The sequence below is a fragment of the Alphaproteobacteria bacterium genome (assembly GCA_016870095.1).
Taxonomy (GTDB): domain Bacteria; phylum Pseudomonadota; class Alphaproteobacteria; order Paracaedibacterales; family VGCI01; genus VGCI01.
Genome location: VGCI01000002.1, coordinates 40,353 through 60,740 on the forward strand (window position 1 = coordinate 40,353; position 20,388 = coordinate 60,740).

18 protein-coding genes and 1 tRNA gene are annotated in these 20,388 nt (G+C 40.8%); 9 read left to right on the forward strand and 10 right to left on the reverse strand.

All coding sequences use genetic code 11. The features are described 5' to 3' along the window. Positions 1–12: 12 nt before the first annotated feature. Positions 13–1,128, reverse strand: coding sequence for a glycine cleavage system aminomethyltransferase GcvT (gcvT, locus tag FJX03_01705; protein ID MBM3632410.1), 1,116 nt, complete (start codon positions 1,126–1,128; stop codon positions 13–15). Positions 1,129–1,163: 35 nt separating this feature from the next. After that, positions 1,164–1,742: a hypothetical protein gene (locus FJX03_01710; protein MBM3632411.1), complete on the reverse strand. Its 579-nt coding sequence runs from the start codon at positions 1,740–1,742 to the stop codon at positions 1,164–1,166. Positions 1,743–1,949: 207 nt separating this feature from the next. On the opposite strand from FJX03_01710, the gene ispH reads away from it, so the two are divergent. The 4 genes from ispH (at position 1,950) to FJX03_01730 (ending at position 4,536) form a co-directional block, all read left to right on the forward strand. Then, entirely contained in the window at positions 1,950–2,894 is a 945-nt protein-coding gene (gene ispH / locus FJX03_01715; GenBank protein ID MBM3632412.1) for a 4-hydroxy-3-methylbut-2-enyl diphosphate reductase, read from the forward strand. A 117-nt stretch (positions 2,895–3,011) separates the two neighbouring features. Continuing rightward, complete coding sequence (rnhA, locus tag FJX03_01720) at positions 3,012–3,533, forward strand: ribonuclease HI (GenBank protein ID MBM3632413.1); 522 nt, start codon at positions 3,012–3,014, stop codon at positions 3,531–3,533. 80 nt (positions 3,534–3,613) lie between these two features. Further along, positions 3,614–3,707, forward strand: a tRNA-Ser gene (locus FJX03_01725). Positions 3,708–4,014: 307 nt separating this feature from the next. Continuing rightward, complete coding sequence (locus tag FJX03_01730; GenBank protein MBM3632414.1) at positions 4,015–4,536, forward strand: hypothetical protein; 522 nt, start codon at positions 4,015–4,017, stop codon at positions 4,534–4,536. 72 nt (positions 4,537–4,608) lie between these two features. Here the strand turns inward: FJX03_01730 and FJX03_01735 are convergent, their stop codons facing one another. After that, positions 4,609–5,235 (reverse strand): peptide deformylase, encoded by a 627-nt coding sequence (locus tag FJX03_01735; protein ID MBM3632415.1) that lies wholly within the window; start codon positions 5,233–5,235, stop codon positions 4,609–4,611. A 51-nt stretch (positions 5,236–5,286) separates the two neighbouring features. Next, positions 5,287–7,191 carry a hypothetical protein gene (locus tag FJX03_01740; protein MBM3632416.1) on the reverse strand — a complete coding sequence of 635 codons (1,905 nt, stop codon included), beginning with the start codon at positions 7,189–7,191 and terminating at the stop codon, positions 5,287–5,289. 186 nt (positions 7,192–7,377) lie between these two features. Here FJX03_01740 and FJX03_01745 point away from each other — a divergent pair, with 186 nt between their 5' ends. The 3 genes from FJX03_01745 (at position 7,378) to FJX03_01755 (ending at position 11,012) form a co-directional block, all read left to right on the forward strand. After that, positions 7,378–8,094: a triose-phosphate isomerase gene (locus tag FJX03_01745; protein MBM3632417.1), complete on the forward strand. Its 717-nt coding sequence runs from the start codon at positions 7,378–7,380 to the stop codon at positions 8,092–8,094. 96 nt (positions 8,095–8,190) lie between these two features. Further along, on the forward strand, positions 8,191–8,526 hold the full coding sequence (locus tag FJX03_01750; protein MBM3632418.1) for a hypothetical protein: 336 nt from the start codon (positions 8,191–8,193) through the stop codon (positions 8,524–8,526). Between the two features lie 164 nt (positions 8,527–8,690). Beyond that, positions 8,691–11,012 (forward strand): hypothetical protein, encoded by a 2,322-nt coding sequence (locus FJX03_01755; GenBank protein ID MBM3632419.1) that lies wholly within the window; start codon positions 8,691–8,693, stop codon positions 11,010–11,012. On the opposite strand, the gene FJX03_01760 is transcribed toward FJX03_01755, so the two are convergent. From FJX03_01760 to glmU, 3 genes are read right to left on the reverse strand one after another with little or no spacing between them, the layout of a single operon-like run. Further along, a complete protein-coding gene (locus FJX03_01760; protein ID MBM3632420.1) occupies positions 11,004–11,918 on the reverse strand; it encodes a hypothetical protein in 915 nt (304 codons plus the stop codon). The two genes, FJX03_01755 and FJX03_01760, sit on opposite strands and share 9 nt — an antisense overlap. Before the next feature lie 9 nt (positions 11,919–11,927). Then, positions 11,928–13,757, reverse strand: coding sequence for a glutamine--fructose-6-phosphate transaminase (isomerizing) (gene glmS, locus FJX03_01765; GenBank protein MBM3632421.1), 1,830 nt, complete (start codon positions 13,755–13,757; stop codon positions 11,928–11,930). Positions 13,758–13,761: 4 nt separating this feature from the next. Continuing rightward, positions 13,762–15,102 (reverse strand): bifunctional UDP-N-acetylglucosamine diphosphorylase/glucosamine-1-phosphate N-acetyltransferase GlmU, encoded by a 1,341-nt coding sequence (gene glmU, locus FJX03_01770; protein MBM3632422.1) that lies wholly within the window; start codon positions 15,100–15,102, stop codon positions 13,762–13,764. A gap of 240 nt (positions 15,103–15,342) precedes the next feature. On the opposite strand from glmU, the gene FJX03_01775 reads away from it, so the two are divergent. Both FJX03_01775 and FJX03_01780 read left to right on the forward strand, forming a co-directional pair. Further along, positions 15,343–16,866 carry a hypothetical protein gene (locus tag FJX03_01775; protein MBM3632423.1) on the forward strand — a complete coding sequence of 508 codons (1,524 nt, stop codon included), beginning with the start codon at positions 15,343–15,345 and terminating at the stop codon, positions 16,864–16,866. Between the two features lie 114 nt (positions 16,867–16,980). Further along, a complete protein-coding gene (locus FJX03_01780; GenBank protein MBM3632424.1) occupies positions 16,981–18,507 on the forward strand; it encodes a YifB family Mg chelatase-like AAA ATPase in 1,527 nt (508 codons plus the stop codon). A 64-nt stretch (positions 18,508–18,571) separates the two neighbouring features. Here FJX03_01780 and FJX03_01785 read toward each other — a convergent pair whose 3' ends face one another. The 3 genes from FJX03_01785 to FJX03_01795 all read right to left on the reverse strand — a co-directional run bounded on the left by FJX03_01785 (position 18,572) and on the right by FJX03_01795 (position 20,376). Next, entirely contained in the window at positions 18,572–19,276 is a 705-nt protein-coding gene (locus FJX03_01785) for a pirin family protein (protein ID MBM3632425.1), read from the reverse strand. A gap of 84 nt (positions 19,277–19,360) precedes the next feature. Continuing rightward, complete coding sequence (locus FJX03_01790) at positions 19,361–19,945, reverse strand: DNA-3-methyladenine glycosylase I (protein MBM3632426.1); 585 nt, start codon at positions 19,943–19,945, stop codon at positions 19,361–19,363. Then, on the reverse strand, positions 19,942–20,376 hold the full coding sequence (locus tag FJX03_01795; GenBank protein ID MBM3632427.1) for a DUF1937 family protein: 435 nt from the start codon (positions 20,374–20,376) through the stop codon (positions 19,942–19,944). Before FJX03_01795 ends, FJX03_01790 begins: the two co-directional genes overlap by 4 nt. Positions 20,377–20,388 lie beyond the last annotated feature (12 nt).

Here is a 20,388-nt window from a genome sequence, read left to right on the forward strand (position 1 = left end):
GTATTTCCTCATTTATTTTTTAAAATATGCGTGGGGAACAAATGGCATTTTCACCACTTTTGCCGCCCTCGCCTGACCCCTAACTTGAATCAAGACATCCGTCCCAATAGCCGCCTGAACCTGGTCCACATATCCCATTGAAATGGGATGTCCCAATGTTGGGCTGTGACCCCCGCTTGATACAAATCCTATAACATTCCCTTTCTCGGACAAAACTTCAGCTCCTTCACGGGGAATGCTCCCAGGCAATAAAGCCATCCCGACTCGTCGACAAGAAACACCTTCTTTAAGCTGTGCTAAAATTCTATCAGCACCCAAAAATTCTCCGACCTGTCGCCTTCGTTTGCCAATTGACCAGGCAATTCCAGCTTCAACGGGTGTGGTATTTTCATTTAATTCATGACCATACAAACATAATCCTGCTTCAAGACGCAAAGAATCTCGCGCGCCTAAGCCAATGGGTTTAACTTCTGACTCTGCAAGCAGCTTTTCAGTCATTGAAATACCTTCTTCTTGTGGTGCGAGAATCTCAAATCCATCTTCCCCTGTATAACCTGAACGGCTGATCCAAGTATTCTCAAATGCCTTTCCCGTCATAAATAATAGCGAGGAAACTTTGGGATAAAAACGTTCTAAAACATCTGCTGCTTTAGGCCCTTGCAAGGCAATCATGACAGGATTTTCCCAAACCCGAAGAATAACGTCCGCTGGCAAATGTGATTGTAAATACTTTATGTCTTCACTTTTACGACTTGCATTAATGACAAGCAAATATCCATTTTCTCGCCGAGTAATCAAAAGGTCATCCAACACGCAGCCAGACTCTAATAGAAAAACCCCATATCGTATCTCCCCACAAGACATCTCAGCAAGATCACACGGGATCAAATTTTCTAAAGCCTTCGTTGCCTGGTCTCCGATTATCTCAACAGCTCCCATATGAGATACATCAAATAAACCCGCTGATTGGCGCGTATGATGATGTTCTGCCATAATACCTGTAGGATACTGGATAGGCATTTCATATCCTGCAAAGGGGACCATTTTTGCACCCAGACGATGATGAATTTTTTCTAAAGGTGTTTTGGCCAAAAGAATATCAGACGCATTAAGCGCTTCATTTTGCATTTTGAGACTATCTGCCATTTTTATAAGTTCTTTGTCTATTTTTTTCGTTTATTCTTCTTTTTGCTAACATTTTTATGGATAACTTTCTTACCCTCTAATAAAGATTTTTCATCTACTGAGATCGTATGGACGCTTCCATTAAAGCCGACCAATATCCGGTAATCTTGCTTACGGGTACTTACGCCCTCCGGAAGCTCATATTTTATTTTATGCGTGTGATTTAATGCTGTCCTTTTTACATGCACTTTAATCATTTCGTCATGGCGATCTATGACAGCATCTTCACAATTTATCAATGCGACAAATACTGGAAATACCACATTTTTATTGCTCCCCTTATCTTTTCTAGTGGCAGGAATTGTTAATTTGAGATTCATTCCTATATTAGCTTTTCCTTCAGAGGGAGCTATTCTCAATTCATCACACTCAACTTTCTCTACAGCAAGGGTCGCTATACGTGAATCTTCTTCCAAAGCCGTATATAAAGGAACTCGAGATAAGGTGGATATGACTGATGTTTTGATGCAGCCGGGATCTTTAGGCGGAACAGAACTACACCCCACCAAAAAAAGAAATAAGCAAACAATGCAAGTCAAAGGGCGAGCAAAAGTCATAAATCTATTCCTCAATTTGATAAGATATGCTTTAAACTTTAGAAAATCTTGTTCAAGAGAGCAAGAGGTGAAATCAATTTCCCAAAATATAGTTATCTTCAATTTAGAAAGAATGGCTTCTTTTATGAGTTTTGTGATATATTAACCTCATTTTAAGCAAGATTATTAAAGACCGCTCACATTTTGTACGCGAAGAAAGGCACCAAAATGACACTTCCCAACCTTACAATAATTCTTGCAAGCCCAAGAGGTTTTTGTGCGGGTGTGGATCGTGCCATTCAAATTGTCGAAAAAGCTATTGAAAAACATGGAAGACCTGTTTATGTTCGCCATGAAATTGTTCATAACCGCTTTGTGGTAGAAAGTCTTGAAAAAAAGGGGGCTATTTTTGTTAAAGAACTTGATGAAGTCCCGAACGATCGCCCTGTTGTCTTTTCCGCGCATGGTGTTCCCAAAGCTGTCCCCCATGCCGCAAAAGCTAGATCGCTTTATTATTTAGATGCAACGTGTCCCCTAGTCAGTAAGGTTCATCGAGAAGTCGAACATCATCAAGAATCTGGACGCACTGTCATCTTAATTGGCCACGCAGGTCACCCAGAAGTTATTGGAACCATGGGGCAAGTTCCCGAAGGAGCCGTTGTATTAGTTGAAACAGCAGCTGACGTTGCCAACCTAACTTTTCAATCTGGGGAAAACTTAGCTTATGCCACACAAACCACTCTTTCTGTTGATGAAGTTACAGATATTATCGTAACCCTAAAAAAGCGCTATCCTGCCATTCAAGGGCCAAAAAAAGAAGATATATGTTATGCCACAACAAATCGTCAACTTGCTATCAAGACGCTTGCCGCTAAGGTGGATAGATTAATTGTTATTGGTGCTCCCAACTCATCAAACTCCGTACGCCTCGTTGAAACAGCTAAGCTGCATGGATGTTCCCAAACCCGTCTTTATCCGCGGGCATCTGAAATTAATTGGTCCTGGTTAGAAGGAGCAAACCGACTCGGCATCAGCGCAGGGGCATCCGCTCCTGAGATTCTAGTTGATGAATTAATTCAAGCCTGTCGGGACCGATTTAACATTACGGTAGAAGAAATTCGGGTTATTGAAGAAAATATTCACTTCAATATTCCCAAAAGTCTCGCTTCTTAAAAAATAAAATTTAGGCAAAAAAGTGAAGTCATATCCATTTTTAACATCGCATATTTCCTTGTTTTCTCGTAATATAAAATTAATAATTAAGAGAAAATTGTCTCAAGGAACATAGGAATGGTGGTCGCGAACTTGCATAAAGAAACTCCAAATCTCATTGATGTTCTAAAAAACCTCCCTGCTACACTAAAACCACGCTTAACCGCCTATACAGACGGTGCCTGCAGTGGCAATCCAGGGCCAGGAGGTTGGGGAGCCGTTCTCTATTACCAAGGTCTTCAGCAAGACTTATCCGGGGGAAACCCGCAAACGACTAACAATCGTATGGAAATGAGTGCAGCAATTGGTGTTTTACAAACCTTGCCCCATTCATCTTATATTGAGATTTATACAGACAGCCAATATTTGCGAGATGGTATAACAAGATGGATGGTAAATTGGAAGAAAAATGGCTGGATGACATCCGATAAAAAGCCTGTAAAAAATAAAGATTTATGGTTGCAACTAGACGAACTTTCCACTCAACATGAGATTGTGTGGCACTGGATTAAAGGACACAGCGGACACCCAGAAAATGAGTATGCTGATGCTCTTGCCCGCAACGCCATTATTGCCCAAAGGGTAAATGGGGTCGGTTAATTTAACAATGCGATTGAGCCTTTCTTGAGTAAGTCCTGTTGACAATGCTTATAAAGGGCTTTAGAAAAGAACAAAGTAACGGAGGGATGGCCGAGCGGCTGAAGGCGGCGGTTTGCTAAACCGTTATACGGTTGAAAAGCCGTATCGAGGGTTCGAATCCCTCTCCCTCCGCCAATTTATATTGGGGGCCTAGCCCCGAATATAAATGGGTGCTTCGGGTATACTTAATTATAAAAAATAAATTTTCTGCAAAACTTTTTTTATGCAAAATAAGGGGAGTTTACGTACGTTATCCCTTTCTTTTAAAACTTTCAACCTCCCTTCGTTGTTTGCTTATGTTCCCTCATCATCCCCAATATCTTCTAGTGTTAAAAATATGTTTTCAAAATCACCTTATATAACGAATTATTAATTTATCTCTGTTTTAATATTATGGATGACCCTATTTTACGAATTCACTTCATAAGGAGTTATTTCCAACATGAAAAATACGTTTTTTCCCATAACACAAGCTAAGATATTTTTATTCCTCATTGCCTCCTTCTTCCTGGCTAATAAAGCTTTAGCAGAAAAAATTGATAACTTCTCTTTCTGTTTAAATATATGTACAACAACGCAATGTGGTACGAACGCGGCAATTAAATCCGATTGTAAGAAACGATGTTCAAATGATTGGCAACAGATTGCAAATCTTGAATTGAGCAAGAACAATAAAGAATTTCGCACGACAAAAGATGAAAAAAAGAAAAATATGATGCTTTTTAGCAGTGAAATCGCAAAATGTCTTGATATGAATAAGATAGAAATACCTGTTGAAAAAGCTCTCCCTCAGACTGATGAAAAGGATAAGATAACAAAACCAAATGAAGCAAAACCAATTTCTAAGGATGAATTATGTGCAGCGGCTATCCGGCAAGAGATGACAGCCTTAAAAAATGAGCAAACAGCATTAAAAGCCCAAGAAGGAAATATGGCAGCAGCACTTGAAGCTATAAATAAATAAGAAATATTTCAAAAACTTAATTTTGACTTTAAAAATTGCCGTAAAAGCGGCAATTTTTTTTCAAAGATACGTCTATTCGCTGTTTTGCACTTGCTCTTTTATTGCTTGGGCTCTCCGTTGACGATATTCTTCAATTTTGAGCAATTTATCTTTGGGAACATAGTCTACAAAAAGTTTTCCATTCACATGATCCACTTCATGTTGAATAATGCGAGCCAGAAATCCTTCCGCTTGCCCCTCTACCAAATCCCCATCAATTGTATAAGCTTGATATTTTATGATTTTAAAACGCCTCACAGGGCCCGCCATTTCCAAAACAGAAAAGCAAGCCTCATAATCCTCATGTTTGTCTTCCCCAACACCCACGTAAGTCGGATTAATCCAAATCGTTTTTTCCATCGTTTGTGTGAAATCTTGACGCCATTTTGCTAAATCAGGATTGTAAGGAGCTGCAAAAACAATAATTTGTTTTGCAATTCCAATTTGAGGAGCCGCCAAACCCGCGCAATTCTTTTCGTTATCAAATTTTCCCTCAAGAATTTTTACGTCATTTAAATCTTCAGGAACTAAGGGAAAAGACAATTTTTTTGCAGGCGTTATTAAAACTTGCGGTTTTTCATTTTTTTCATAACTTAACACTGAATAATCTGGAAGAGGATCACCCGGAACATATGTACAGGAAGATAACGTTATCGCCATAATCACGCCTATAAAAGTTAAGAGGAAATGACATCCATTACGCAATGCGTTTTATCCACGGTTTATCATTGAGTTATAGATTGATTCATTTATTGTAATTTTAGCATGTGAACGCAAGTTCTTAACATAAAGCGTTGTTGCATCCTGGAAAATCAATTCAGATAATTTTTTCTCCATTTGCTCTTTCTTTTCCTTCAATGCCTTAGAATTGAAGGGAAGAACTTTTTGCAACATCACAACCTGTATAGACCCGCTTGGCTCTGGTGCAACTCCAAAAATTGCCTTTCCAGAAGCCAATTCAAACATCTGGCTCAACAATTGAGGGGCAAATTGTTTATGAATCTTTTCATCTTTTTCTGAATCCACACGACTCAATGGATCTAACATTTTAATCGACAACTTACGACTGAGTGCCATACGAGAAAGGTCAGCCACCGATCGAGCATCCGTAGCCAGCTGTTGGGCGACAACTAAACTATACTCAAGCCGCTTTTTCTCTAACCATGCCTTAGAAACTTTATCTTTAATATCCGAAAACGGGGGAATATGGGCGGGTTTAATGCTATCGACATGTACAAGGTAGGATGTTCCTTCCTTCGTATCAATCATTGTACTATCCGTCTTTTCAGGCAGAGAGAAGACTTGCTCTAATATTTCAGTTCTTCCAATCTCTGGAACTACATATTTCTCATTCATGTCTTTGCCAAACTTAGATATAGCTTCTATGGTCTGTATCTTAAAGCCATGCTCTTTCGCAATTTCAGCCACCGTGGAGCCACCCGCTAGCGCATCCTCAATTTTATTCTTCAATTCATAAATTTGATCATTTGCAAGCTGAATCTTTAGCTCTGATTCCAATTGAGCTCTCATTTCGCCAAAGGATTTTGTAAAGCTGGGTTCAATTTTAGAAATAACATAGACCTGCCAACCAAAAGGCGTTGAAATGGGCCCTGTCACCTGGCCTAGCTCGGACTCAAATAATTTATCAGCGACTAAATCGGGTAATTGTTGCTTAGTAACCATGCCTAAATCTTTAAATTCTGCAGAAAAATCCCGAGCAACAGCGGGAACAGGGCGACCTTTTTTCATAGACTCTACAGCTTTTTTAGCGCTCTCTTCGTCTTTAAAGTTAACTTGTTTAACTTCTCTTTTTTCAGCAATTTCAAACTCAGCTTTTCGTCGCTCATATTCTTCTTGCAACTTATCTTGGGTCATAATAACCCTGTCTTTTAACAGTTTAGGATCAATTTCCAAAAGCATAATTTTTCGCATCTCTGGAAGCTTAAATTGCTCTTGGTTTTGTTGGTAGAATTTTTCTAAATCAGCTTCCTTCGGAGAATCTTTGACAACCATTTTGCTATAGGGAACTGTCACAACAGCAAAGACACGTTGTTCAAAAAAGCCTTGAAACAAAAGTTCTACATATGTTTTTGGCAATTTTAAGCCTGAAAAGAGCGCTCCAAATACTTGTTGCTGCTGCAATTGCTGACGGACATCCGCCACAAACTGACTTTCTGTAATATGATTTGTGTGTAACAAATAATCAAATGCACGCTTATCAAAAGCTCCTTGCTCATTCAAAAAAGTCGGAATCGTTTGAATGTGCCGACGCACAATTGCGTCAGTTGAAACAAGATATCGTTTCTTTAGGTCGGCAATGATCAAACTATGATCAATTAAAGAATCGAGAATTTTTTGAGGCATTCCCATTTCCTTAATTTGCTCAGAGTTGAGTTGTCCTTTTGATAATTCTTGTGCCTTCGTTAACATATTTTGAAAACGAGCCGTAAATTCTTCTTGAGTAATATTATGACCATCTACGGTTGCTACGGGACGCATGTTTACATAGTTAAGGGCTATATCAGCAACGCCCCACATGCTAAAGCTAATCACTAATAGCACAAAAAGTGCTTTCACATACCAACGACCCGAGTGATCACGTAATTTTTGTAGCATGGATTTTTACAACTCATTCATATAGACGCTAATGTATAATAGGATTTTATCACCAAGCACACCTGGAGCACATAAACTTGCGCAAAAGGGGAGAGCAAGATATAAAAAACTATCCATACTCTAATAAAGGAATTTAGCAAATGCAATGGTTTTTGGCACGGCATGTTAATAGATAGGAGGATTTAAATGGGAAAAATCATTGTAGCAAATTGGAAAATGCATGGATCGCATGATTTTATTAACACATTTACAGCCCGTTTTGACTTTACTCTGCCCCTTACAGAAAATCAGGTTATCATCTGCCCTCCCTTTCCTTTTTTAGCATCTTTTCGTGATACTTTTAAGGGAACAAAGAGTCGTTTGGGGGCCCAAAATTGCCATACCGAACCTCAGGGTCCTTTTACTGGTGAAGTCAGTGCTACCATGTTGGCAGATATAGGCTGCCAAGCTGTTATTGTGGGTCATTCTGAAAGGCGTTCGTTATTTGGTGAAACTGATGCTACTGTTAATGCCAAAGCTTCTTCTGTTCATACAAATGGTATGACTGCCATTATTTGTATTGGAGAAAACCAGATTGTCCGCATGTCAGGTGAAGCTATAGAGGAAGTCATTGGTCAACTCAAAGCCAGCTTACCAGACTCATCCACCGCACAAAATACTCTTATAGCTTATGAGCCCATTTGGGCCATAGGAACAGGATTGACACCTTCTCTAGACGAGATTCAACAAATGCATACGGCCCTTTACAAAGCTCTAAAGTCACCGATTCCTTTACTATACGGTGGCTCAGTCACTGAAAAAAATGCTGCCGATATCTTATCTCTTCCGCATGTCGACGGTGTATTGGTAGGAGGAGCAAGCCTGAACGTAGAAATTTTTCAAAAAATAGTCAGGGGGGTTTGAAAAATATTTTTTCCCCTCCCTTGACGGATCTTCTCCCAAAACTATTTTGAATATATGCCCCTGCACAAACCGCGAACTAACCATGAGGAGGCTCCATTGGAAAAATTAATTTATTCCATAGCCAAAGATGACGTTCACAAATATATTTTGGAGAATATTGAGGAAAATAAATACTATTATTTCAATGACTTCTCTGAAATCATTGACGTGTTTTCCGATACCGATACTCCTCATCTTTTTGGTTTTAAACAAGGAAAAGCGACGAGTTCATCAAAGAACAAAATTAAAATTCATAAAAGAATGGCTCACCCCCTTGGTAAGGGACAACCCAAGTATTTTTGGTCTCAATCCTATAATAATTTCGACTACTTAGAAATTTCTACAGTTAAAGACGTATTAAAACATGTCAAAAAAAATATGAAGGGATGGTAAAAAACTCCATTCACCATTCCTCAAGGACTTCAAATTTGCCCCTCATTTTGGTAAAACGAGGGGCAAATGCTCAGCTTTTATAATATTACCTTCATCACAAAAAATTATTAATTCATTCTCTTTCTCTTAACCCCGCTTTAAGAGTTATTTTTATACACTAAGGTATGAAAAAGAAAACCTTAAAAGCCAAAGATGTTGGCATTCCTTTATTCCCGCTTCGAGCCGCTGACAAAGGGGTGCGAAAGCATCGTCCTGTCACCTTGTTTGACTTATCTTCACACGCTCGTGCCAATGAAGCTATGGCCTTTGGCTTAAAAATGCGCAACAAGGGTTTTCATGTTTTTGTTGTGGGCGAAGACCGAAGTGGACGCATGACTGCGACCCTAGCTTTTCTTAAACAATATATCCAAAAGTTACCCCCACCGTCTGATTGGGTTTATCTCAATAATTTTGCCTCCCCGCATCGCCCCAAACCCTTTCGATTGCCCAATGGCAAAGGATGTCAATTAAAACAAGCATTGTCAGATCTCATTGTGAGTTTCCATTCTGTTTTGGGAAAGACATTTTCTCATCCCCACTACACAAGTCAAATTGATGCAATGACCACATCCCTTGAAACGCAAGTACAAGAAGAGCTCCAATCTGTCCAAGAATTTGCACGGACTAAGGGCTTATCTATTGAAGAAACAAGTGAAGGATTCAGTATCCAGCTTATTGAATCTAATGAAGGGGCAACAAAAGAAGACCTCCCCTATTCAACCAAAGATATTCAAGAAATTAAAGACCGATTAAATCGCATTACAACTTCAGCACACTTAGCAGGTCGCCAACTGACTATTCAAATTAAAGAAGCTAAGAAAAATATTGCTGCTCAAGTGGTTGAACCACTTCTTCAACGCTTTCGCCATGATTTTGACAAGTATATTAAAGACTGGATTGATGAATTTACAGATGACATTCTTAATCATATTGACGATTTGCTGTCTGAAGACCCTGAAACGCAATCAAAACTTCCATCGCTTATCGAAGAACGATATAGCGTTAACCTTTTGATTAATAATAAAGGCCTAAACCATCCAGAAGTTATTTTAGAACCCTCGCCAACTTATGAAAACTTGTTTGGCTCCATTAAGTATCGCACTATGGGGAGTGGGGGAATGGAAACGAACTTCACCATGATTCGTCCCGGCGCCCTTCACCGCGCGAATGGAGGAATTTTAATCTTAAGAGCGGAAGCCTTGGCTCAAACTCCAGAAGTCTGGGACTCTTTGAAAGCTGCTTTACGGGATCAACGCATTCGTATTGAAGAACATCATCGTGATTCCTCATTACCACTTCTAGATGCCCCTGAACCTATGTCCATTCCTTTAGACCTTCAAGTATTCCTCATTGGTGCACCTATGTGGTACTACTCTGTATTTTTTCATGATCCAGACTTTAAAACTTACTTTAAAATTAAAGCGGAAATTGATCCTGATTTACCAACCACACCTCACAATTTAAGCATTTATTCTCGATTGATTCGTCAAGCTTCTATCTTACACACAGGACAAGAAATTGCCCCTGAAGCCATTGAATATATTATGGGATATAGCTCACGCTGGGTTGGTCAAAGAAACAAACTCAACTCAAAGTTTGAATTAATAGCGGACGTCTTGAACGAAGCCGGCGCCGTTGCCACCGCAGCGACTGAACGTTCAACAGACTTAATTACGATTGACGATATCAAAACTGTTATTCAGGAACGGCGTAAACGAACCAATCGTTTGGAGGATCGTTCTCATGAAGACATTGAGTCTGGACAGGTCCTCATTGATACAACTGGTAATGTTATTGGTCAAGTCAATGGTTTATCGGTCTTATCAACAGGTGACCATCAATATGGACTACCAAGTCGAATTAGTGCCCGCACCTATGCGGGAGAGCTTGGTGTAATTAACATTGAACGCCTGACAGAAATGAGCGGCCCTATTCAACAAAAGGGCGTCTTGATTTTAGATGGGTTCTTAAATGGCATGTTTGCCCAAAATTTCCCTTTGTCTTGCGGATGTTCCATAACTTTTGAGCAAAACTATGGCGGTGTTGAAGGAGACAGTGCTTCCCTGGCAGAACTTGTAGCCATTCTTTCTTCACTAGCAGAGATTCCTATTCGTCAAGATATTGCGATTACGGGGTCCATTAACCAGTTTGGTGAAGCTCAACCGGTTGGCGGAATTATCTATAAAATTGAAGGCTTTTTTCGTACTTGCAAACATAGAGGGCTGACAGGCAAGCAAGGTGTCATTATTCCTGACACCAACATCAACAATGTCATTCTGCGTGACGAGATTGCTCAAGCCATTGAGAATGGTGATTTTACTATCTATCCCGTTTCTAATATTAAAGAAGCCGTAGAAATCTTAATGGGCACACCGGCAAAAGCGGTTTTTAAAGCTGTTGCTAAAAAACTTGCACACTATCACGAATCATTAGAAAAATTAAAGTAAAGTCTCATCAGGTAAGGAGTTTTGTTTACGCTTTAAGCCCCTCAGTAACAAATCTGGCCGATCCGTTGCAATTATATGAATTCCCCAATTGATTAGTTTTTTAGCGTCTTCAATCGTATTGACTGTCCACGCCATAATTTTCAAACCCAAATCTTGGGCTTGTTTTATATTATCGGGAGATAATTGATTATATAGGGATGACCAGGACTCCGCGCCCAACGTATGCGCTATCATAGGACCAGATATATTATAATGCTTATCTAAAATTTGAAACCAACGGGCCGTTACAACCTTAGAGAAAGAGCTGTTCGACCGGTTTAAATCAATAAAATTCAAAAAACAGGATAAGCTCGGATCCATCTGATTTATATGCTTTAATACGCGCACATCAAATGCCAAAACTGCACACCGACTCTTTAAGCCTGATTTCTGTATGGCATCCAGCACAGCCTGGGAATGTAAAACAACGTTTAAAGCGGGGGTTGCGTGTCGCATAGTTTTCATTTCAATGAGAATTCTAGCTTTCGGATATCCTTTTGCTAAATTTAAGACATCCTTCAGACTTGGGATTTGTTCATCTTCCGTTTCTTTGACATCTGGGAAGGTATGTCGATAGGAAGTCGAGGGGTGGATTTTTCCTAATTTGTAGGAGCGGATTTCCTCAAAAGTCATAGCATCTATAGAACGACCAGGTTTCTTAAGCCATGTTCCTGCAGCTGTTCGGGTTAAGTCAGGGTTTAACTTATAATCATGATGAACAACCACTTGACCATCTTTCGTCAAATGCGTATCGAATTCAATGCCGTCAACACCCATATCCAACGCATGTTTAAAAGATGTTAGGGTATTTTCAATTCTTAAACCCCGACACCCCCTATGCACAATGATCAGGACGTCATTTTCCACCTATTAACCCTATTCCACTGTCACAGATTTGGCTAAATTTCGAGGTTGATCAACATCCGTTCCCCGAAGCAGAGCGGCATGATAGGCCAATAATTGAAGAGGGATGGTATAAATAATTGGTGCAATAAATGCATCCATAAGGGGAAGAGTAAAAGTTGTAATTTTACCGCTCAACAGTTTAATAGAATTGGCACACGCCTCATCGGTAAAGCAAATCACAGAAGCACCCCGCGCTAAGACTTCTTGCATATTAGAGACTGTTTTCTCAAACCAAGAATCTCGAGGGGCAAGCACAATAACAGGAACAGTCTCATCAATTAAAGCGATAGGTCCATGTTTCATTTCCCCTGCGGGATATCCTTCTGCATGAATATAAGAGAGTTCTTTCAACTTTAAAGCTCCTTCTAAAGCAATGGGGTAGCTTGTGCCCCGGCCTAAATAAAGAGAACTATGTGCTAAGCGAATGTAATTTGCTAATGCGTGGACTTGATCATCCTTTTGAAGGACTTTAACAATATGGGCGGGAACGGAGAATAAACTTTGAATCAGCGTGCTTTCTTGCTCTACTGTTAGACTTCCCCGTCCACGTCCCGCAGCAATGGCTAAACAAGCTAATACTGTCAATTGACACGTAAATGCTTTTGTGGAAGCCACTCCAATCTCCGGCCAAGCTTGCGTTAAAATTACGTTTTTAGCCTGACGTGCCATGGAACTTTCTGGTGAATTAACAATAGCAATGGTTTGGTGCTTTTTCTCAAGGGCCAATTGTAGGGCTGACAGAGTATCAATCGTTTCCCCAGACTGGGAAATAAACAAAGCAACTCCTCCAGGTACCAGATAAGGATCCCGATAACGAAACTCAGAAGCTATTTCAACATCAACAGGCAAATTGGCATACTTTTCAAACCAATATTTAGCCGTCATTCCCGCTAAATACGCTGTTCCACATGCAATAATCGTTAATCTTGGGATTTGGGCCCAATCAAAGGAAAGATTAGGTGTATGAATGGTTCCCGTAGATTGATCAATTAAGGAGTTGAGCGTATCGCTAATGGCAATAGGCTGTTCAAAAATTTCTTTCAACATAAAATGTCGATAAGATCCTTTACCCACGGTGTCGCTCGAGAGAACAGAAATACGAATGGGGCGTTCAACAGGCTTATCCGTATGATCATATATCTCTGCACCGTCTTTCGTAACAACGGCATAGTCCCCTTCTTCTAAATAGCATAATTGCTGTGTCCAAGGCGCAAGAGCCAAAGCATCTGATCCAATTGTCATCTCACCATCGCCATATCCAATAACAAGAGGACTTCCTCGGCGCGCAACAATCATAAGATCCGCATAATCTCGGAATAGTATGGCAAACGCAAAAGCTCCTGTAAGCTGTTTTAATGCATATTGCACAGCTATAAGGGGCGGATTGCCTTCATCCAAATACTGGGTTAACAGATGAACAACAACTTCCGTATCGGTCTGACTATGAAATACGTGGCCTTTTGAGATTAAATCTGCTTTTAGGTCGGCATAATTTTCAATAATACCATTATGAACAATAGCAACCTGATCTGTTGCATGGGGATGAGCATTCTCTTGCGTTGGAGCACCATGGGTAGCCCAGCGCGTATGACCAATACCTAAGGTCCCTACTATTGGACTTCGCTCAACCAAATCTTGGAGTTGCTGGAGTTTGCCTTGCGCGCGACGACGCTCAATACGACCTTGCGTGAGGGTCGCAATACCTGCAGAGTCATAGCCGCGGTATTCAAGGCGCTTCAAACCTTCTAATAGCTTTGGCCCTACACTGCTTTGACTGATCATCCCCACAATACCACACATAAATTTAGCTCCTTTTATATCTATTTCTGAAGGTAGATGCCCATTCCAGTTTATTTTCTTGTCGTTGACGAGCAATCGCCAAAGCATCATCGGGTACATCCGCACTCACAACACTTCCCGCGGCCACAATGGCACCAGCCCCTATGGAAACAGGCGCAACCAGACAACTATCGGATCCAATATAGGCACCATCGCCAATCTGCGTTTGCGACTTTACAAATCCGTTGTGATTACAGGTAATGGTACCGGCACCAATGTTAACGTTCTCACCAATAATGGCATTTCCAAGATATGATAAATGTTTTGCCTTTGTTTTTGCGCCAATTGTCGTGCCCTTTACTTCAACAAAATTGCCAACGACAACATCATCTCCTATAATCGTTCCTTCACGTATATGAGCAAAAGGACCTACAGTGACTCTATGGGCCAATGTTGAATTTTCAATATGGCATCCTGGCAAAATGGTGACGCCATTCCCAAGACTAACCCCCAACCCAAAAGTTACATTAGGGTGGAGTGTTACATCTCGCCCAATTTTCGTATCATGGCAGAAGTAAACACTAGAAGGATCAACTAAGGTTACCCCATTTTCCATAAAGCGACGACGCCACCTATTCTGCAATAGAGCCGTTACCGATGCCAAATCAACACGTGTATTGATGCCTTGAAGGCCCTCACAGGGAAACGTCACAACCCAAGAAGGAATGCCCTCATCTCTTGCCAAAGCCACAATATCCGTTAAATAATATTCATTTGCTTCATTTTGCGGAACAAGTTTAGCAACCAGTCTTGTTAAAAGCTCCCCATCTACAACAATAACTCCCGAGTTACATAAAGATAGGGTACGCTCCGAATTTGAAGCATCACGATACTCAACAATCCGGTCAATTTGACCTTTATCATTTGTCAGGATGCGACCATACTGATTGGGTACGTCAACCTTCATCCCAACAACCGTAATGCAAGGATTGGGGCGTGCTTTATGAGATGCTATAATCTCTTGCAAAAAGGAAGCTTCTAATAACGGCGTATCCCCACATAAAATTAATACAGTTTTCGGCATTTCTGCCAGAACGGCTAATCCTGCTTTAACGGCATCACCGGATCCTAAAGGTTTTACTTGAATAGCCGTATGAATCGCACGGCCTCCTTTCACTATCAACGGATCCAGAGTTGGGGAAATAATGGCAACAATTTGCGGCTCTAATTCTTCAGATCGCACACCTAAGGCCGCATCAATCACATGATGAATCATTGCCTTGCCGCCAATGGAATGAAGGATTTTGGGCATATCAGAAACCATACGCGTTCCTTGACCCGCAGCAAGTATTAAAATTGCATCCATATCTTTTCCTTTAATTGATGTATCTCTTAATTCCTAGTTTTAGCATAACCTATATTCAGGTAAGTGAGTAAAATTGTGACAAAAGATTTCGCTTCCCTAGCAAAATCTTAATAACTTTCAATTGTTAATTAATCCTTAACCTTTTTAAGTAATAATAAGAGTTAAATAATAAATTATAATAACAATATAAACCAGATAAAGAATCAATATTATAAGTATTTTCTAGGAGAATTCAAGTTTATGAATACAAATTTAATTTTCTTTAAACTTTTTACCCTAATCTATATTTTTGCAAATGCCTCATCTTCTATAAATGCTACTGAAAATTTATTACCCTCAAAAGATCCCCATGAACAGGATGATAGGCAACATCACCATCATTTATGTCACGTTTTAACGACCCTAAAATTTGATGAACACCATTTTAAAACACCGACAACACTCGAAAGTGCAATACAAAATGGCGCAAAGATAGTTCACGATACGACAGTTGCCACAGTACGCTCCAGTTTAGAAGGGGACAAAACAGCTGTCTCAACCCCCCCACGCACATCTTCTTTAAGTTCTCTCGCTTCAGTACCGGGAAAGGTAGTAGCTTATTTTATAAATAGTTTGCCATATGGACAAACAACACCTCCTCGCTCACAATCAACCCCTATTCTTTCCTCAGATCTTAGCTCCGACTTTGTAATGATCCCTCAAGCTACTTCATTTTACTCTCCCACACTTGATGAAAATTATGAAAATTTGTCTTCCAGAAGTAGGCGCTCGAAACCACCCTCACGGATTGTCATTTCTTATGATGGGGGAGGTGTTCGCGGAGCTATTGGAGCTAACCTAACCCAAAGGTTAGAAAAACTAACGAATAGATATATTAGTGAAATAGGGGATAGCGCTGTCGGAACTTCCATTGGAGGCATGATGGTTCTTGGTTATACAACATCTGCTGATGGCAAAAAACCCATCCTGGATGGAAACAGCACACAAGCTATGTTTGAAGCAGAATTTGAAGAATTACTGAATCCACGTTGGCAATATAATTACCTCGGAAAATTTTATGATGCTGCATCGGGGCTTCTCTATTCAAAGTATCCCTCTGCCCCTATTGAAAACCTATGTCGCAAAAACTATGGGGATTATACCTTAGGAGATTGCCTGATCCCAACCTCAACGACTGCATTTGATCCCAATAATGATACGCCTTTTATCTTTTCAAGCGACAAAACACCCTTTTATAAAACTTGGCAAGTTGCCCGTACAACTTCAGCAGCTCCCACCTACTGGAATCTATTTCGCCCCGATATCAATGGAAACGTTGATGGACAACCTTATCTTGGTGACGGCGGACTTGTATATAACAACCCAGCAATGCTTGGAATTTTAGAAGAAAAAAGAAGAAATCCTAATGGATTTAACCTCGATAACGTTGTTCTCTGGTCTGTTGGCACCGGTTGGGCAGATGTTGAGAATAAACTTGCAACAAATGCGGGACTGTTGCGTGCCGCGCAACCGGTTTTGAATGCTGCTATTAACAGTCAAGTCAAAGGAACAGAGCAAGCCATGGTCACTCTGTTGAAACCAGAAAACAATTTTAGATTGAACCCAAAACTCAAGAGAACTATTCCTCTTGACGAAGCAAATTCTGAAATTTTTCAAGAATTGAAAGAAGCTGCCGAAACGCAATATGAAATTATTGATAAATTTATTGAACACGAAGCCGTGCGTCAAAAATTAGAAGAACCTCGAAGATCTGATCTCTTTTAAAAGTTAGCCAATTGTTACTCCTATTTATTTATTCACACATCCATAGGATGTATTTGTGTCTTGCCGAATCGATACCTATTCGTTATTCTCTGAACAAAAAAAGGAGTTTCCGGAATGGTAGGTCGTGTCTATTCGGTTGCTTTTCAAGGCGTTGATGTCCTGGAAATTGACGTACAAGTCCAAACATCCACTGGCCTTCCGGCCTTTCACATTGTCGGCTTGGGAGATAAAGCCGTCACAGAATCTCGTGAACGCATACGCGCCAGTTTTTATACACTGGGCATTGCTCTTCCCGCCAAACATATTACCGTGAACCTAGCACCAGCAGATGTTCAAAAAGAAGGGTCGCATTATGACTTACCCGTTGCTCTTGGACTTATGGTTATTATGGGCATTTTGAGTCCCGAAGATATTGCCGGATATACAGCATTAGGCGAGCTTGGGTTGGATGGTTCACTCGCACCCGTATCTGGCATTTTACCAGCAGCTATCAATACTGTAGCATCCGGACGGGGCCTGATTTGCCCCGCAAGTTGTGGAAGTGAAGCCGCATGGGCGGGTGATCTTGAAATTCTCGCTGCCCCCACCTTATTGGCCTTGGTGAACCACTTTAAAGGAACCCAAGTCCTGTCGCCTCCTCAACTGAAAATACCGGATTTATCTTTAAAAGCATCTCTGGATTTATATGACATTCGCGGTCAAGAAATGGCAAAACGAGCGTTAGAGGTCACAGCTGCAGGGGGACATAATTTGCTCATGATGGGCCCACCCGGTGCCGGGAAGTCCATGTTAGCCGCACGATTGCCGGGAATTTTACCACTTCTCGAACCTGCTGAAGCTTTGGACGTGACAATGATTCATAGTCTTAGCGGCACATTACCGGAAGAAGGGCTCATCCGCATTCGCCCCTTTCGTGACCCTCACCATTCTGCATCCTTACCCGCTATGGTCGGTGGTGGTATTAACTGCAAACCCGGTGAAATATCATTGGCTCATCTGGGTGTCTTATTTTTAGACGAATTGCCCGAATTTAATCGATCCACTCTTGAGGCTTTGCGCCAACCCCTGGAGACAGGACGAGCTGTTGTTGCCCGTGCAAATGCCCATATAACTTATCCGGCTCGTGTTCAAGTTGTTGCAGCCATGAACCCCTGTCGATGTGGATATTATGGAGATTCCTCGCGAGAATGCGCTCGGGTGCCCCGTTGTGCTCAAGATTATCAAAATAAAATCTCCGGCCCTCTTCTGGATAGATTTGATATGACCATTGATGTTCCCGAGGTCAAAGCCACAGAACTTGTAGGCAACCCCCCGCGAGAAAGAAGTGCCCATGTGGCCGCCCGGGTTTCCCGAGCACGAGCCATTCAACGGGAGCGTTATCAAACGTTAGCGCCAAAAATGAGCATCCTACTTAATGCGATCGCAGATGGTGATATCCTCTATCAGGTTGCCACTCCCGATGAAGACGGGCAAAAACTTCTGAACCAAGCCATGGAAAAAATGAAACTTTCAGGGCGCGGTTATCATAGAGTTTTGCGGGTTGCCCGAACCCTGGCCGACCTTGACGGATCCGCCACCGTAAAGCGCTCTCATATTGCCGAAGCTCTTGGATATCGACGCTTACCCTTCGTGAAAGTGTGAGGGAGGAAGAAAATTATGGGCTATCGCTTCGCTCCGCGTAGAGACAAAGAAATGTAGGAATCGGTTAAGAATGTGGCGAGAGGTCAAAGATTAATATTTCTGCTTTTTCATGGGCTTGAAACTCAAGAGTTGCCTCATCTCCAAAAGCACCATCACCTTGGAAAAGATTTTTACCATTTAGGGAGATAGATCCCCGAGCCATCTGAATCCAAACCATCCGGTTACTTTCAAGAGAGTGAGAATAGGATTGTTCCGAATCCAAATCCAAAACATAAAGTTTCGCATCTTGCTGAATTTGAAGACTATTTTGATCTCCTTGAGGAGAAACCAATAATGTTAATTTCCCGGCCTTTCGCACACTTTGAAAATTTCTTTGTTGATAGGATGGTGTCAAACCTAATTGGTCAGGAATAATCCAAATTTGCAAAAGATGCACAAAGTCATGTGCTGAAGGATTAAATTCACTATGAGTTATGCCAGAACCGGCGCGCATTAATTGCACTTCCCCTGGTACGATAATAGAACCTGTTCCCAAAGAATCTTTATGTTCTAACGACCCTTCTAAAATGTAAGTAATAATTTCCATATCCTTATGAGAATGGGCAGAAAAGCCTTGTGCGGGGTTCACGATGTCTTCATTAATAACCCGCAAAGAGCCAAAATGCATAAAGGTGGGATCCATATAAGATCCAAAGCTAAAGGTATGTTTGCTGTCTAACCAAGAAATTTTTTTGGCACCACGATCTTGACTTTGTCGAATCTGAAGCATGAATGTCACCTATTAGATTATAAACTTAAAGGTTAAGAATGAGAGAAATTCTTATCCAGGTCAATGACCTCAAAAAACCTTGTTTTATTCGGCTTTATATTGCCAACATGTTGTCAAGTGATCGTTAACCATACCGACGGCCTGCATAAAAGCGTATATAATTGTACTGCCCACAAACGTCATTCCCCGCTTTTTTAAGTCTTTTGATAATGCATCACTAATAGGTGTCGCTGTCGGGATATCATGCATTTTTTTCCCATGATTTTTAATAGTTTTCCCCTTCACAAAAGACCAAAGATATTTATCGAAGGAGCCAAATTCATTTTGGATTTCCAGAAAACATCTTGCATTTTTCCGCGTTCCGTAAATTTTTAGTCGATTGCGAATAATGTCAGGATTGTGTAGCAGTTCTTCCAACTGGGCATCTGTCATTTTAGCAACTTTTTGAAGGTCAAATTGATGAAAAGCTTTGCGATACCCCTCACGTTTTTTCAGAACCGTTTCCCAGCTCAAACCTGCTTGTGCCCCTTCTAAAATTAACAACTCAAATAACTGTTGGTCATCATGAACGGCCACGCCCCATTCACGGTCATGATAGTCCCCATAAAACTCCTTCCCCGCTTGCCCACCAAAACACCGCACTTTTCCATCTGTTCCTATGACTGTCATTTGCAAACCTCGTATTCTGCTAAAAGCTGATCTATTTCTGCTTCCTGTAATGGTCTCAAGAAAACCGAAGATAAATTTTCCAAGCCTTGATCTGGACTCATAAGATAAACAGGAATGTGGTGTTCTTGGCAAAATTTGAGCTCCAAATTCACCCCCCAAGAAGTTTTCCAACCCTCCATCGCAACCAAAATCATCCCCTTCGAGGCTTTTAAAAAACTAAGAAGGTAATCCATAACGATTTTTCGACGATCTTCAAGAGAGGAAATATTTAAGTCTTCAACAAATTGTTTGCTGTAAACAATTGGCGAAAAAACGGGGATACCTTGCTTAATAAATGCGATTGTAATGTTTCGGGATACATTAAAGCGATTCGTCTCTTCCTCTAACGTTCCCTTATGAGGACCTGCAAGATAATAAAGGCCTTTTTCCATGATTATTCCTCA

Bases quoted from the DNA above. Each gene is read 5' to 3' on its own strand.
- gcvT (MBM3632410.1), bottom strand. From the start codon at position 1,128: ATGCAAAATGAAGCGCTTAATGCGTCTGATATTCTTTTGGCCAAAACA.
- FJX03_01710 (MBM3632411.1), bottom strand. From the start codon at position 1,742: ATGACTTTTGCTCGCCCTTTGACTTGCATTGTTTGCTTATTTCTTTTT.
- ispH (MBM3632412.1), top strand. From the start codon at position 1,950: ATGACACTTCCCAACCTTACAATAATTCTTGCAAGCCCAAGAGGTTTT.
- rnhA (MBM3632413.1), top strand. From the start codon at position 3,012: ATGGTGGTCGCGAACTTGCATAAAGAAACTCCAAATCTCATTGATGTT.
- FJX03_01730 (MBM3632414.1), top strand. From the start codon at position 4,015: ATGAAAAATACGTTTTTTCCCATAACACAAGCTAAGATATTTTTATTC.
- FJX03_01735 (MBM3632415.1), bottom strand. From the start codon at position 5,235: ATGGCGATAACGTTATCTTCCTGTACATATGTTCCGGGTGATCCTCTT.
- FJX03_01740 (MBM3632416.1), bottom strand. From the start codon at position 7,191: ATGCTACAAAAATTACGTGATCACTCGGGTCGTTGGTATGTGAAAGCA.
- FJX03_01745 (MBM3632417.1), top strand. From the start codon at position 7,378: ATGGGAAAAATCATTGTAGCAAATTGGAAAATGCATGGATCGCATGAT.
- FJX03_01755 (MBM3632419.1), top strand. From the start codon at position 8,691: ATGAAAAAGAAAACCTTAAAAGCCAAAGATGTTGGCATTCCTTTATTC.
- glmS (MBM3632421.1), bottom strand. From the start codon at position 13,757: ATGTGTGGTATTGTGGGGATGATCAGTCAAAGCAGTGTAGGGCCAAAG.
- glmU (MBM3632422.1), bottom strand. From the start codon at position 15,102: ATGGATGCAATTTTAATACTTGCTGCGGGTCAAGGAACGCGTATGGTT.
- FJX03_01775 (MBM3632423.1), top strand. From the start codon at position 15,343: ATGAATACAAATTTAATTTTCTTTAAACTTTTTACCCTAATCTATATT.
- FJX03_01780 (MBM3632424.1), top strand. From the start codon at position 16,981: ATGGTAGGTCGTGTCTATTCGGTTGCTTTTCAAGGCGTTGATGTCCTG.
- FJX03_01785 (MBM3632425.1), bottom strand. From the start codon at position 19,276: ATGCTTCAGATTCGACAAAGTCAAGATCGTGGTGCCAAAAAAATTTCT.
- FJX03_01790 (MBM3632426.1), bottom strand. From the start codon at position 19,945: ATGACAGTCATAGGAACAGATGGAAAAGTGCGGTGTTTTGGTGGGCAA.
- FJX03_01795 (MBM3632427.1), bottom strand. From the start codon at position 20,376: ATGGAAAAAGGCCTTTATTATCTTGCAGGTCCTCATAAGGGAACGTTA.